The following is a 13,875-nucleotide window of genomic DNA, read 5'->3' on the forward strand; positions in this document are numbered from 1 at the left end:
ATTCTATTCCTTTTTAGTTGATGATATCTTTACCAATAGTAAAATTTAATTCCTCTGCTGCTTCATTTACTTCTTTACCTGCCTCAAGAATAATTTTCTTATTCTCCAGATAGGCCTCAAAAAAATCCAGGTACTCCAGCATACTCATATTGCGATTACTGAAATTTTTGGTGTAAGTGGAAAGAAGCTCATCCAGCGTAGTCTCATAGTTTGTTTCTATCTTGTTAAGGAAAGAGACCGCATTCAGGAGGTTGGCATGTGCAAGGCTCACTTCATTCTCCAGGCTTAAATCTTTGTGCTTTTTAAGGATTTCAGATTGCTCCACTCCAATTTTTGCTGCTGTTATGTTGCCCTGATTTCTATTAAAAAAGGGCAAATCCATGGTGAGCCCAAAACCTACAAAATCCTTCATGAAGTTACCGCCCCGATCATAAGCTCCTGACAAGGCCAGGTCAGGAACACGCTGAGCCTTTTCATAGCCCAGTTTTTTTTGGGCGTAATCCTGCTCCAATTCCACTAATTTGTAGTCAGGCCTGTTTTCCTTCGCCTGGCTGATTAAATCATTGATGAAAAGTGGTGGGAAATTCTGAACATCTTTTAGATAGTCGTCCTCAGTGATGGTTAATTGAATGGAAGGCGGTAAATTCATGAGCAATTTCAGCTCCTTCTTCGCTTCATTTATTTGCTTATTATGTTCATTAATAGTCTGTGCTATTTCAAGCTCCAATGCTTTAAGTCGCACATATTCTCCTTTTGACACATTCCCCTGATCCATTTGGCTTCTGTAAGCATTGGTAAGCTGTGTGATGGAGTTGATCTGATTGAGGTAAATTTTCCTGCTTAACTCCAGGTATTGCAAAATGGTAAGCTGGTTCCTAAATTCAATTTTAAGGCCTCTAATTACCTCTTCAAAATATTGTTTGGCTTGCTCTACACCTACTTTCTCCATTGCTATCAGCTTTCTCCGCTTACCTGCCGTTAAAATGAGCTGCTCAACTGAAACTCCCAGCTGCTGGTTTTTGCCAAAACTACCTTTTCCAAATGGGGGCAGTTCTTCGCCAAAATAGCTTAGGTTATTAGTGCCGCTCTGGCTGGTCCAGAGGTTAACTTCTTCAATTTCTATTGATGGGTTTGGCCATAATTTGGCCTGCAAAACCATCGCCTCCGCTTGAGGAATTTGCAGCTTCTCCGCAATTATCAGTAGGTTTTCCTTAATAAAAATAGCTTCACTTTGTGCACGGCTTAAGTGTAGCGTGTCCTGAGCCTTTACCGAAAAGGAAAATGCATAAAGAATGAGAAGAAATTTGCTGTACTTGAGTATATTCATTTCTGCTTTTACTTATTTCCAAGTAAAAGTCAGGTTTACAACCTTAAAAAGACCTTAAGGCAAATAAATTTTAGCTTAAAGGAAAGTTTATTTCAAACTCATTAATTTTACCCGTAGGATTAGTGTAAGACACTTTCCCTGAACTTAATTCAATAATTCGCTTCACCAATACAAGGCCCAGGCCAAAGCCTTTTTTATCTTTACTGTTTTCTCCTCTGAAAAAATGATTAAAAAGAAACTTCTCCTCCTCTTTAGAAATAGGTTTTCCTGAATTAATGATCTTAATAGTTAATGTCTTATTATCTGAACAGTCAAACAATATCTTAGCTTTTGAATTATCACTATAGTAAACACAATTTGTGAGCAAATTTTGAATGGCCTGCCGAATGAGTACATTATTAAAATAAAGCACAAGCCTGCTTTCCTGTACTTCATCAGGAACATAGTTCACTTCAAAATGAAAATCAGGGTAAATCAGGCCAAGCTCCTCTATTACATCAAAAAACAACTCATCAATTCTTAAAGCTCTTTTTTGAATTTTCTGTCCTGATTCTATTTTTGAAATCTCCAGAAGTACATTGATGATATTACCCAACGACTTAGCCCTAACTACCTGAGAAGCAATTTCTGCTTTAATTGTCTCCTTTTCCTCCAGGGAATTTATCCTTTCCAGCTCAGAAACTAACACAGCTATAGGTGTCTTTAACTGATGTGAAATATGATGAATGGTATGTTTTTGGAAGGCAAAAGCCTCATTGGTACGTTCTATTAATTGATTGAATTTTTGAGTAAGAAATTGCAACTCGTAAGTGGAAGAGTCCATTTCTAATTCTTTTATTCTACTTCCACTCACATCATATTTGCCTACTTTTTCTGCAAACAGGGTGATGGGTTTTGAAATCCTTTTGGACAGGATGGTAGTTATTACCACCACTATAACAGTAATAACGCAGGTAATAAGGATGAGCATATTTCTGAGAAAATCCAGCTTTAAATAACCAAATGCATCGTAAGCTTTACTGATGGCATAAAAGTGATTAAATTCATTCTGAACATAAACTGCCACAATATCATATTTATCTTCTTTCGTTTCTATCCAGGTTTGATTAGGTGAGAGTTCATTTAATAATTGCTGATAATTACGAATGGTCAAATCATCTACACTTTTGTAGATTAACTCTTTATTTTTATCAAAAATCAGCATCTTTTCATCATAAAAATCATGAATTGTATGCTTATCCATAATAGCACTTAAATTTTCGCTCAATTCTTTATATTCAGTAATTAAGCCAATGGTGTAATTAATTTTTTCATTTTGTCTTTGCTGAAAACCTTCCTCTCTGTACTCTGAAAAAAGTATGTACACTATGCTTAAAGAAATGACTGTTAGGGTGATTACAGTGCTCAGAAAGTAAATAAGTATTCTGTTTCTTATTTTCATGTGTATATAATTTATTTTTTAGTTGTCACATGGAATGTCTGGTCACTACCATCTACTTCCAAACCAAGGCCTTATCAATATTCATCCTCGGTTGGTATAGCTGGCTTTATGGACATTTCATGTATATACAATTAGATTCTTAATGCCTCCTATTTTGATAGAGTAGACAATGGAGTTATTTTACTTTTTGCCGAACTAAAAAAGCATCTCATAACATATTCATCCGGTATCCTAAGTGTATCACTATTCTATTTAACATCAAGATAGTAACCAAAACCTACTTTCGTTTTAATAGTATTTTTATTGAAGGCCTTATCTAACTTGTTCCTTAAAAAATTAACATATACCTCTATTGTATTCGTGTTGGCATCAAATGAACTTCCCCAAATTTCTTTTACAAACTCTGCTTTTGATATCACTTCGCCAGGTCGCCCCATTAATTTAAACAAAATCTGGTATTCACGCGGAGTGAGAGAAACCTCAATATTCTGTCTGAAAACTTTTTTGGTGGTATTATTTAAGCTAATATCATCCACCACCAGGGTGTCATTACGGAAAGCACCAGTATTGGACAGTTTATTTCGTTTAATCAAAGAGTTAATGCGTAATAGCAGTTCGCGCATGTAGAAAGGTTTCGTCAGGTAATCGTCAGCTCCACAGTCAAACCCCTGAATTTTATCCTCAAGTTCTCCAAAAGCTGTTAGCATGATAACAGGCGTGGTGGTATCGAACTGCCTGAAATCTTTGCATACTTCAAAACCATTTTTACCAGGCAGGTTTACATCCAGTATAATGCAATCGAATTTTTCTTTTTTTACTTTCCGTTCAAATAAGGAGCCATCGAACAAGGGAAACACCTGAAAGCCTTCTGCTTTTAAAGCCTCAGTAATATTGTTGTTAAGCGTGAGGTCATCTTCTATAATTAATACTTTCATTGATGCAAAATTACAGATTAAATCTACACTTAAGCTTAGTTATTAATCCACTTATTCATTTGTTCTTTCATTTTTTCGTAATTACTACAATCAAAACCGTTGAATTCATCCCAATCTTGTTTTTCATCAGTTACACTATATTTTTCACTATACTCTGTATTACCTCTAATAATATCCGTTCTTTTGATATACTCTTTTGCAAATTCAATATCTACAATATTTGGAAGGCCACGAGTGCAAGTAAACTGATAAAAAGGCAGGTAAAATATAATCCCATCAATTAAGTCCTGATATTTAATATCCTGTTCATAAGAATAGTCAAATTCTGTTAGTCCAAAAGGTGTGTCTTTCATATTAAAACCGATTGCTCGGTTACCAGCTATTTCGAAAAAGGCATCTCTTTCAGTTAAGCCTTCAGTTTTTAAATTGTTAATATGTTTTGGGGAAAATCCAAATGCCATTTATTTCTTCTTTTAATGTTTGCTAACAGTCCGGTATAAGAATAGAAGCGGATTTGAAATGCTTACTTTTCGGTTAAACACAGACCTTTTTTATATTTAGTCACTTCGTTTTAGCGATTATGCCGCTATTATTTTTAGCCCCTATGTAAAAACATAAGTCCCTGTCATACAACTTCTTAAATTAAGATTTGAGAACAAAACTAAAAAAAAGAGCAAGGACTTATTACGACTAAAGTTAATGATTTTTCAGGAATGAACATCTATGCAGGAATTGATGTCCTTAAAAAAAGCTGGTCATTTACAGTTCTGTAAAGGAATATGAGTAAAATAAGTTTACCCAGTTGACAAGTGTAGAATTATAGGAAGCCAGTGAGTTTCTTCCTCCATCAAATCCTAACTATTTATCAAAAACAAATGAAAAATATCTGGAAATAAGTCTATATAAGAAATGAAACTTTCTGATTTTGTTTTAGGAGAATAAGTGAAGGATTTTCACTAGTAAAGTTTTAGGAACATTGCTTTGAATTAGATATAGTAAATAGATAGAACAAACCTACCATTTATGGTTGGCTGGCTTTCTTATGGCTTTTCATAGCATACAGTGTTATGCTTTCTTTTTATTCAGTTCGTATTTTCTTCCAAGTTTCAATAGCCCAATTCTTATCTTTCTCATTGTTATAATAAAATGTCATTTGAAGAATCTCTTCGTCTATAAAAGAAAAGGAATAGATAACACTGTACTTTTTATTTTCCTCCTGTTCTTCTATTTCATAACCAACCCGTTTGATTAAGCCATCTGAAAAATCGAAAGTGCTGAGAGTCTTAAAATTAGATTCGTCTCTATTATTAATTTGTTTTTGATATTCTTCAAAAATCTGTTGTCGGTTTTTTCCTTGTTTATTCCATATTGCTATTCTTAGAGACTTATCACCAGTTGTATAAAGTAAATCTCCGTTTTCTTCTTTTATTCGTTCAAACAGATTGTTTATTTCGAGAGTCCAAACCTCAGTCAATTTGTGTTTGGTTAAATAATCATCTTCCAATTCATAGTCCTCCACTTCATACCAGTTTGATTTATCATTTTCTCTTTCAAAAACGGACCCGACACCTTTTAGTAAGAGTTCTTTTATGCTAGAGTCAATTTTTAAAATTGTTGATGGGTTATAAATTCCAGTATTGTTAGGGTTGTCGGTATAATCTTGAGATTCATAGCCCGAAAATATTCTCCAACCACTATCCTCTGGTCTAGTTCTTTTTTCTCTGTACATAAAAAGTGGTTTCTTTTTTTCTTCGGATACAATTTTAGAAACCATTAAACCCCCAATGGGAGGAAAGTCATCAAAATTTTCTTCCTGTTTCTTTTTTCTGTTAGATATTCCCATTGCCCTATTTTAATTAATCATAACGTTTAAATAAAAACCGTTTTCAATGGGTTCTATTTAAACGTTATCATTTAGTTTTCTCTCTTGTTAAGAGATTCCAGTATTTGTTTTTTCTATTAGAACCCATTTATATATAATCCAGATATATTTAGAATCCCAACCTGCACCATATTCCTTAGCAAATTCGCCCTCATTTATTAAATTTATTGTGAACGGATTTTTATACTCGAAGTCAAACCAATATAGATAAAAGAAGTCCGTTTCTCGCAAGTCAGAACAATCAGATATCGATTTGCAAATCTTTAAATTGTATGGTTCAAACTCGTTAAAACATTCTAGCACTTTTTCCTTCGTTAGTACTAGTTCAGAAATAACCCCGATGTCTTTAAATTCATTTTCTTCGAATTGTAAAATATAACTTTCATAGTTGCTCCCAATTTCCTTTACTAAGAAGCTTTCACCTATCGTATAAAAAGTAATTGTTTGAATAGTGATTAGAACTATCAAAACGATTCCGATTCTTTTTAATACAATCATTTGTTCAGTTTATTATTAATAAATGATAACGGTTAGTATATGAAAAGTAGACGATTTCGAGGCACTTTACTTTCGGTTAAGCATAAAGTTTCATTCGAGCCAAAAGCCTTGATTTTACTGCTATTTCGCCTATTTTTTATATACATGTTACCTTTTGTTTTTTAATAGTCTCTTATATCTAAAAACAACTAATATGGCTCCAAAAATAATTCCAAGAGTAAAAAATAATTCTGGATTTAGGTCGTCCTGAGAAATCATAAAATGGGTATTAGTGTCCATATTTTTTAAGTCATAATTTCTTGAACTTAAAGTTAAAATTTTATTAAAAATGTATAATTCCCAGAGTACGATTCCTGATATTATTAAAGTTAATAGAATAAATGCGTTGTCCTTAATCGACCTTTTTCCTGTTAACTTTAATAATCCAAAATGTATTATTGGTATGATTCCGCAGGCAATAGTGAAAAGTATTTGTCCATCTTTCTCAGGAAAATTTTTTCCTGCGGAAATAATAAGTCTATCAAGAGAGGAAGTTAATTGGTTATATGAAGCAGAAGAGAATTCCGGCCAAAAGAATATACCTAAAGCAACTGCAGCTAACGTTATGATGAAATATTTTGTGTAATGATGCATAATTAAAATTAACGCTTAATTAAAATGAGTATGCGCCCCAGTTGCCAGAAGCCTGGAAATTCCCTATCGGCATTATCCTATCATATAGCTCAGTTTGCATATTCATTTTAGTGTTTGTTACCTTTAGTTTATTATTTAGCACCACCATTTTTCTTCGAGATAGTTGGATATCTCCTCGGTTCGTGCTTCGATATCTTCTTTTTTAAATTGACCCTTGTGAGTTATTTGAGTGGCTAGTAACCTAGTGATTTTGAATTTACTTTTATCGTAGTAGCTGACTTTGTCATAAACATTTTTATTGTTCACACTACTGTTTAATGACTTTTCCAAAATAGTTAGGTTGCCAAACGTATGTTCAAATTCTAAGTATTCATCATTACTCTTGAATCCATGTGTTTTTTGAGTAAACTTAGGTTTTTGAGAAAGTATGTGTTCAATGGTTAGTGATTTACCCTTTACAAATGATTTAAGAGAATCCAAGTCAAATGACTTACCCGATAAATGTTCAGAGTAATCCAAGAGTATCATGGGAAGCACAGCTCGGCTTTTTTGATAAATTGATCCATATAGGTTATTGCGGAATTCATTTTCATTCATCCAGCGACTATTAAACCAAAGTAGCCAATTCTCAACAAACTCATTTGACCGGATTTCGTGTGTTATGTCGTAGGAAAGTCTAGAGATGTCAGCCTTTGGGTCAGTCCCTCTGACTTTATATACACGTACATCAATGATTTCCAATAGATCAAGAAATGTAAATTCAGTTAGTTCATCACCTTGCAGTTGTTCTATAAGCCTGTTCTGGCTGTTCAAAACGGTTATGATTGGATAAAGTGTTGCTGAAAGTCCAAGAACCGAAAACAATTTGTAAAATCTGACTTCCGTTTCGGTTTTCTGAATTAGTTCATTCAAAGATCTGAAGAACTCATGAAGGCTATCCACATATTGATTTATGAAATCCTCTATATCTTCTTTTGATGCATTACTCTTTCGATATTTTTTGAGTTCCCGCTTTAAGAACTCTAAGACGTAAGAGGCACTTGGGTCGTAATCTTCATTACTGAAAGTCACGAAATGATATCTCATGATATTGTCTTCTGTAAAATCCCCGTACCTTCCTGAAATTAAATCAATGTCATTTTCAATACCTCGATGTTTGATTTGATCATAAATTTCAAATATCGTCCCAAATTCATCATTGATTTTCTTGTCAAGTTTTTTGTCGAGATAGCGGTTCGAGAAATATACCAAGAGGCTTTTGGCCTTCTCCATATTGGTTAGTGGTTTTCCTCGATCGTTAACTGTCTGGAAAATACGAATTGCATCACCCTCATTGTCCTCTACAAATTCCATGATTTGTAGATTTTCGATTTGTTCAAGGTATTTAACAGGATCAATATCTTTGATTATTTCCTGAAGTCTATCCGTTATTTCTTGATAGGCTTCCATCAATAATCTTTGACTTCTGTTAATTGGTTCTTGGCCATTGATTCCATTTGTCAATAAGTTCTTGAAAAATTCGTACTCTCTTCCAAGTGGAACAAGTCTAAAATTGTCAGAATGCTTTATGTAAAATCGTTTATAAAAGCTTGAGTCCTCATCGCTCATAAACCCAATGAGAGCATTTATTATCATCGAAATCGTTGTTATTCTTTGTTGACCATCGACAACATAAAACACGTCATCTCTTTGAGTTTTTGAAAGGACAATGGTCCCAATATAATGACTCGCTTTTACGTCAATGGCCTCCTGAATATCTTCAAAGAGTTCACGTATGTTTCTTTGTTCCCAAGCAAACCCTCTCTGATATTTTGGTATTTCAAAGAATCGACTATTAAAAAATTCCTTAATTCTGGTGTTTGCCATCCTGGTTAATAATTAAAGGTAACAATTCGCTAAATACACCTCAAGGTGCATTTATCTACACTATGTTTTCTTACTAACCGACAACAAACGCTTACAAACATTTACAAACAGCTTTCTGTCGGTTATCTTATTCAAAGCTATGAACATAGCTGCTTCTTTCTTTAAATACAAATATTTCACCGAATAGCTCAGCAAAATACCTATAAGTAGGTAGTAGTTTTTGTAAAAAAGTGAAGGGAAAGGTAAGCGGAAGCTAAAAGTGTACAGCAGACGCTTGACTGAAAAGAGAACTTTCCTAAAGCACTGAACGCTCTATTTGCTATAGCCGATGTGCGGTCGTTTTTTATTTCTTTTCAGGGTCGACTAATTCAATTATGTTGTAAATAACTCCGGCACTATCAACTGATACGTTACACCGATACTTGTCCGTCAAATCTATGTCAATCATTGGTCTTTCAAATTTCATGGCGTCTTGGCCTTTTATATCAGCACGGATAAATATCCTATCGTCCCTTTTGGAGAAGTGAAAATTATACTCATGCTGATGATTTCGGTTAAACTTGAACTGTCTAAAAGAAAAATAGTATTCATTGCCATAGGTGATTAAGAAATCATTTTCTCCATAATCATTTATCATATTGTCTTGAGGATCGCCATCAAAAAGAACAGTATATTTTTCTCTCTTATTAAATAAATCTTCATCAGTTGAACGGTTAATGCTATTAACGCTGATTCCAAATTCACTTTTCACTTTGTCCGCAGTTAAAGGATCGTCCACTGTCACGTTGATTATATTATTATTGTCCCAAATAACATAATAGTCCTTATTGATTTTCCATAGACTAAGTCCGCCAAGAATGAGAACTAAGAACTCCGCTATGAGTAAAATTTTTCTTTTCATTTCTTTTAGCACTTTTTTGAATGCCGCACAACGGTCTAGGTTATGCGCAGTGTCCCGAATGGCATTGCGTATAGATGTTACCTGCTGCCCTTTTTTAGTTTATTCAGCGTTTCCTCAATTATTTCCATTCGCTTTTTTACTTTTTCAGCCGAAGCATCTAAAGTATACCCTTCGTCCAAAAGTTCTTTGATAAGCAACATTTTTTTGATGTTCTTATAGTCGTATCGTCTGTTCTTGCCTTCTTCTTCCGTCAAACTCGTGATAATCCCTTTGTCTTCCCAATATCTTATTTGTCTGGTCGGAATACTTGTTATTTGAGCAACCTCACCAATTCCAACGACCAAATTATCTAAAAAGTCAAAATCGAAGGATAGGTCTTTATTTTCTCTCATTTTATCCATTTTGTAAATTATTTACAATGATTGTTGTAAATATAAACTTAAAGTCTTTAGTTTGCAATTGTAAATAATCTTCAATGATTGAAATAAAACAGCAAATTTACATGAAACGATTTATTCTTTTAATCTTAACAATTATGGCTATGGCAAGTAAAATTAACGCACAAGAGCAAGGTAAATCAGCACTTATCCTTATCGAAACACAAAACGAATGGATGCACTCTGACGGAAAGCTTAATAAAGCTCTGGTAACAGACAAAGAAATGATGCAGATTTCAATAGTTAATATTGAAAAAGTATTGAACTATGCCCGAGAAAATAATATAGAAGTTATTCACGTTGGTTTGCGATTTGAAAAAGGTTATCCCGAATTAGCCAACGGAAAAAGCGGTTTACGTAAAGCTATTCCAAATGCAGGAACTTTTCCGATAAACGAATTTGGTTCACAGTTCTTTGAAACAGTGAAACCGATTGAGGGTGAATTTGTGGTTACAGGTAGAATAGGCGCAAGTGGTTTTGCGGGTTCCAATTTAGATGTGTATCTGCGTAACAATAAAATTGAAAATCTATATTTAGTTGGGTACGCCACGCACGTTTGTGTAGAAAGTACGCTACGTGATGCTCACGACAAAGGTTATAATACTTACTTGATTTCTGATGCTACTTCAGCTTTTAACCGTGTTCAGCAAGATTATGTTCTAAACGAAATTGTTCATCATTTTGGTGAACACCTATCAACAAGCGAATTTGTCAATGAGTAAAGAATTGAAACTAACATTGCGGTTTGTGGTCCTAATTGCCACACCGCTTTGTTTGGTTAATAGCATGTTTTTCAGTTTTGGGTCAGTCAATTTTCTTTTGGATTGGTTCAACCGCTTTTTGTTGAACTATTCCATTACGTTTCCTCAAGCGGTTCTGTATGTTTCAATCGTTAAATGGTTTGATAAAAGGAATCGGTCTTAAATTTATTCTCAAATTTTGATTCTATAAGGGATTTTTTGTCAGGGTTGCACCTAACGGCCAAGTATAGGCGTTGTGAGGTATTAGAAGCACTCCACTTTCAGTCTGCTGATATATTTATTAATAAACAATCGTTTCAACTTAGCACTTCCAGCTGCATTATGTTTAACATACAATGTGCCTGTTGCGCATCAACTCTAAAGCAACAAATCCCCCATTTCTTGAAAGACGAAAAACTTTAACTCATTGATTATAAAGTCTAAAGTTAATAAAATAAGTTAACCTTGTTTTGCTTAATGCCTATTTTGGGTTGTGCAACGGCTACCAATGTTGTAGGTAGTGCTTATTCCGAATTTTCATTGAAACCTAAAGCTTTCTCAATCCATTATTCTAAATCGGAATCTAAATCGAACCCATTAGGTTTAACGAAAATAAACCCTTTCATTGGTCTACCTGTAAAGTCCATTGGTAGACAAACTTTCTTTAGGATTGCTTTTTCATATTGAATCGTTCCAATTTTTGCCATCAATAAGCTATCATCAAACTTTTTATCGATATGGATTCCGCAGCAAATTTTTTCGTTAACTATAAAAATGAGTCCTCCCATCATTTTTTTTTCATAAAATGTAACTTTTTTTGATTTAAAAATCTGTCTGATCCGGTCGGCTAAATGTTCATCGTAAGCCATTAGATTTGGTATTTCACCGAATAGCACAGCAAAATACCTATAAGTAGGTAGTAGTTTTTGTAAAAAAGTGAAGGGAAAGGCAAGGGGAGGCTAAAAGTGTACAGCAGGTGCTTCATTGAAAAGAGAATGCCTCCTATAACAAGATTTTATTTTCTCAACTGATACCATTTCTATATTGCTCCTAAACACCCCTGTAGTCTCCCTCTAGCGCCATAGGCAGCCCTTTGGGAGGGACAGCCTCACAGATGTAAATCAGCAGAAAACTTAATCAGCTTTAGCTCTATTTTCTAATGAGTACTCTCTTCTTTTTCTGAAAGCAGTCCGTTTTTCACTTTATGCAGAAGGAATTTTATATCTACTTACTTTAATAGGTCCCACTCACTTCTGTCAATTTTTGTAGTATCAATATCCTCAACCCTATTCCAGAGCTCTAAAAAAGGTGTGATTTTTACAGTTCTTTCACCAGCATATCCAAATACTCCAATATCCCATGATTGCTGATTAACTGTTACCTCAGGGTTCTTTTTATTACGATAAATAATTGCTTTGTTCACCCATGCACCATAGCTAAAAGAATACATTAATAAAATGCTCCAAAAGAACATCCCAATTGCGGCAATGGTGGTTAAAATGCCTATTCCAATATTTACCAACCTCTTTCTCTTCTTCTTGATTGTCCATAACAGGGTGAGTAAAATTACAAGCGGTAGTCCCCGCAGAAAAATATCATAAAAAAGGTGCTTATGGTGCCCCTCAGCAAATTCTATTGATATTGCCTGGCCAATGGTTGTCGCATATAGGGCAATTGCAAAAAACAGTAAGGTCATCCACTTCAATAGTTGTCCAGTTCTTTTCATCTTTTACTCCAGTGTTATAAAATACCTGTAGTTCTAAAAATTCATTTGGCTTAAAGCTACGGCTCTTTGTTGAGCAATCGTAATTTTAGTTGGCGCTGGAAACGAAATATAAAATGAATAAGAATTCCTAAAGTACTTAGGTGATAAGCTTTTGTACTCACCAAGGGAATATATATAAATACAAAAGCCGAGACCATTTGTAATTTTTCTTAATGAACAGACTAAATGTTGAAATTACAATGAAAAGTTCCCATCCTAAGGACAAAGGAGGTAATAGCAACTTCATCAAAATAAAAGCCAGCGCTCCTTCAATGATAGTAAACCCATAGCTGATATACATTGCTCCGATAAAATAACCTGGCTCCCTTACAAAATGATAATTACAGGAAGGACAAGTATCTTTCATCTCGGGAATTTTAAAAAGGGAAGTATTCTTTTTAAATATCTGCTCTTTTTTGCAATTAGGACATTTTTCTTCGTAAACATTTTTAATAAACCGGAACATATTTTTGTGCATTTGTAAAGTACAAAGTTCGTTGTTCAAGTTTATTTTACCAGTTCAAATTCACGCATGTTATAGCACAATAAGGACATTTTTGTAAATTTGAATAATGAACAAGAAATTTCCAGTTTACAGTATTAAGGAATTCAAATCGCAGAGCAGGGAGAAGGACTTCTACGCTAATTACGTGAATATACATGTGAAAGGACATCATTTTACTAACTTCCCACATAAACATGATTTCTATTTGATCATCTTATTTACTGAAGGAAATGGTAAACATGAAGTAGATTTTGAGACATTTGAAGTGGAGCCCGGGACTTTGTTCATTTTAAAACCTGGCGAAATGCATTATTGGGAACTCTCTGAAGATATTGACGGATACGTTTTCTTTCATTCCAGAGACTTTTATGATAATAGAAACGTAACCTCAAACCTTAAAGATTTTGAGTTTTATGCTTCATTTCAAAGTTCACCCTATGTTAAACTTGATGGTGAAGCTTTAATAAATTTAAAAAGCCTGATGTTAGAACTTGTTCTTGAAAATGAGAAAAATGAAATGCTTAAATGGGAGAAAATTCACTCTCTTATTACCTTAGTTTACATTCATATCTCTCGGGAGTATCGTCCCACTCGCAAGGTGAAAAGCATAGCATACTTACAACTTGTAAGAAAGTTTGAAGATGTCCTTGAATCAAATTTCAAAAATCTCAAATTAGCAAGTGAGTATGCAGATTTACTCAATATAACTACTAAGCACCTAAATAGAATTACAAAAGAATGTTTTAACAAAACAAGCACGCAGTTAATTAGCGAAAGAGTAATATTGGAGGCTAAAAGAATGTTAATGCATTCAGGCTACAATGTTAACCAAATAAGTGAGGAATTGGGTTTCAACGAGACATCCTATTTCATCAGATTTTTCAGGAAAAATACTGGTGTAACGCCTTTAAACTTTGTTAATGCCTATACAAAAAAATAAAGCGT

15 protein-coding genes are annotated in these 13,875 nt (G+C 34.0%); 3 read left to right on the top strand and 12 right to left on the bottom strand.

Going from position 1 to position 13,875, the window contains the following annotated elements; all coding sequences use genetic code 11:
• Positions 1–13: 13 nt before the first annotated feature.
• The 6 genes from IEV85_RS00910 to IEV85_RS00935 all read right to left on the bottom strand — a co-directional run bounded on the left by IEV85_RS00910 (position 14) and on the right by IEV85_RS00935 (position 6,083).
• Positions 14–1,327, bottom strand: coding sequence for a TolC family protein (locus IEV85_RS00910; protein ID WP_188459918.1), 1,314 nt, complete (start codon positions 1,325–1,327; stop codon positions 14–16).
• A 70-nt stretch (positions 1,328–1,397) separates the two neighbouring features.
• A complete protein-coding gene (locus tag IEV85_RS00915) occupies positions 1,398–2,768 on the bottom strand; it encodes a sensor histidine kinase (RefSeq protein ID WP_188459919.1) in 1,371 nt (456 codons plus the stop codon).
• Positions 2,769–3,016: 248 nt separating this feature from the next.
• Entirely contained in the window at positions 3,017–3,703 is a 687-nt protein-coding gene (locus IEV85_RS00920) for a response regulator transcription factor (protein ID WP_188459920.1), read from the bottom strand.
• A gap of 35 nt (positions 3,704–3,738) precedes the next feature.
• Positions 3,739–4,164, bottom strand: coding sequence for a hypothetical protein (locus IEV85_RS00925; protein WP_188459921.1), 426 nt, complete (start codon positions 4,162–4,164; stop codon positions 3,739–3,741).
• Positions 4,165–4,781: 617 nt separating this feature from the next.
• A complete protein-coding gene (locus IEV85_RS00930) occupies positions 4,782–5,546 on the bottom strand; it encodes a DUF2185 domain-containing protein (RefSeq protein WP_188459922.1) in 765 nt (254 codons plus the stop codon).
• A gap of 87 nt (positions 5,547–5,633) precedes the next feature.
• Positions 5,634–6,083, bottom strand: a complete 450-nt coding sequence (locus tag IEV85_RS00935) for a hypothetical protein (RefSeq protein ID WP_188459923.1) — start codon at positions 6,081–6,083, stop codon at positions 5,634–5,636.
• A gap of 328 nt (positions 6,084–6,411) precedes the next feature.
• On the opposite strand from IEV85_RS00935, the gene IEV85_RS00940 reads away from it, so the two are divergent.
• The gene (locus IEV85_RS00940; RefSeq protein ID WP_188459924.1) at positions 6,412–6,708 is read left to right on the top strand and encodes a hypothetical protein; all 297 of its coding nucleotides are present in this window, start codon (positions 6,412–6,414) and stop codon (positions 6,706–6,708) included.
• 143 nt (positions 6,709–6,851) lie between these two features.
• On the opposite strand, the gene IEV85_RS00945 is transcribed toward IEV85_RS00940, so the two are convergent.
• The 3 genes from IEV85_RS00945 to IEV85_RS00955 all read right to left on the bottom strand — a co-directional run bounded on the left by IEV85_RS00945 (position 6,852) and on the right by IEV85_RS00955 (position 9,884).
• A complete protein-coding gene (locus IEV85_RS00945) occupies positions 6,852–8,582 on the bottom strand; it encodes a DUF262 domain-containing protein (protein ID WP_188459925.1) in 1,731 nt (576 codons plus the stop codon).
• Positions 8,583–8,925: 343 nt separating this feature from the next.
• A complete protein-coding gene (locus tag IEV85_RS00950) occupies positions 8,926–9,483 on the bottom strand; it encodes a hypothetical protein (protein ID WP_188459926.1) in 558 nt (185 codons plus the stop codon).
• A 77-nt stretch (positions 9,484–9,560) separates the two neighbouring features.
• The gene (locus IEV85_RS00955; RefSeq protein ID WP_188459927.1) at positions 9,561–9,884 is read right to left on the bottom strand and encodes a MerR family transcriptional regulator; all 324 of its coding nucleotides are present in this window, start codon (positions 9,882–9,884) and stop codon (positions 9,561–9,563) included.
• A gap of 74 nt (positions 9,885–9,958) precedes the next feature.
• Between IEV85_RS00955 and IEV85_RS00960 the strand changes: the two genes are divergently transcribed.
• A complete protein-coding gene (locus IEV85_RS00960) occupies positions 9,959–10,642 on the top strand; it encodes a cysteine hydrolase family protein (RefSeq protein WP_229712461.1) in 684 nt (227 codons plus the stop codon).
• Positions 10,643–11,226: 584 nt separating this feature from the next.
• On the opposite strand, the gene IEV85_RS00965 is transcribed toward IEV85_RS00960, so the two are convergent.
• From IEV85_RS00965 to IEV85_RS00975, 3 genes are all read right to left on the bottom strand, one after another.
• Positions 11,227–11,529, bottom strand: a complete 303-nt coding sequence (locus tag IEV85_RS00965; protein WP_188459928.1) for an RNA methyltransferase — start codon at positions 11,527–11,529, stop codon at positions 11,227–11,229.
• Positions 11,530–11,888: 359 nt separating this feature from the next.
• Positions 11,889–12,386, bottom strand: a complete 498-nt coding sequence (locus IEV85_RS00970; RefSeq protein WP_188459929.1) for a hypothetical protein — start codon at positions 12,384–12,386, stop codon at positions 11,889–11,891.
• Between the two features lie 157 nt (positions 12,387–12,543).
• The gene (locus tag IEV85_RS00975) at positions 12,544–12,792 is read right to left on the bottom strand and encodes a hypothetical protein (RefSeq protein ID WP_188459930.1); all 249 of its coding nucleotides are present in this window, start codon (positions 12,790–12,792) and stop codon (positions 12,544–12,546) included.
• 205 nt (positions 12,793–12,997) lie between these two features.
• On the opposite strand from IEV85_RS00975, the gene IEV85_RS00980 reads away from it, so the two are divergent.
• The gene (locus IEV85_RS00980; RefSeq protein WP_188459931.1) at positions 12,998–13,870 is read left to right on the top strand and encodes an AraC family transcriptional regulator; all 873 of its coding nucleotides are present in this window, start codon (positions 12,998–13,000) and stop codon (positions 13,868–13,870) included.
• Positions 13,871–13,875 lie beyond the last annotated feature (5 nt).

Origin of the sequence: Marivirga lumbricoides (assembly GCF_014636295.1) — a bacterium.
GTDB lineage: Bacteria > Bacteroidota > Bacteroidia > Cytophagales > Cyclobacteriaceae > Marivirga > Marivirga lumbricoides.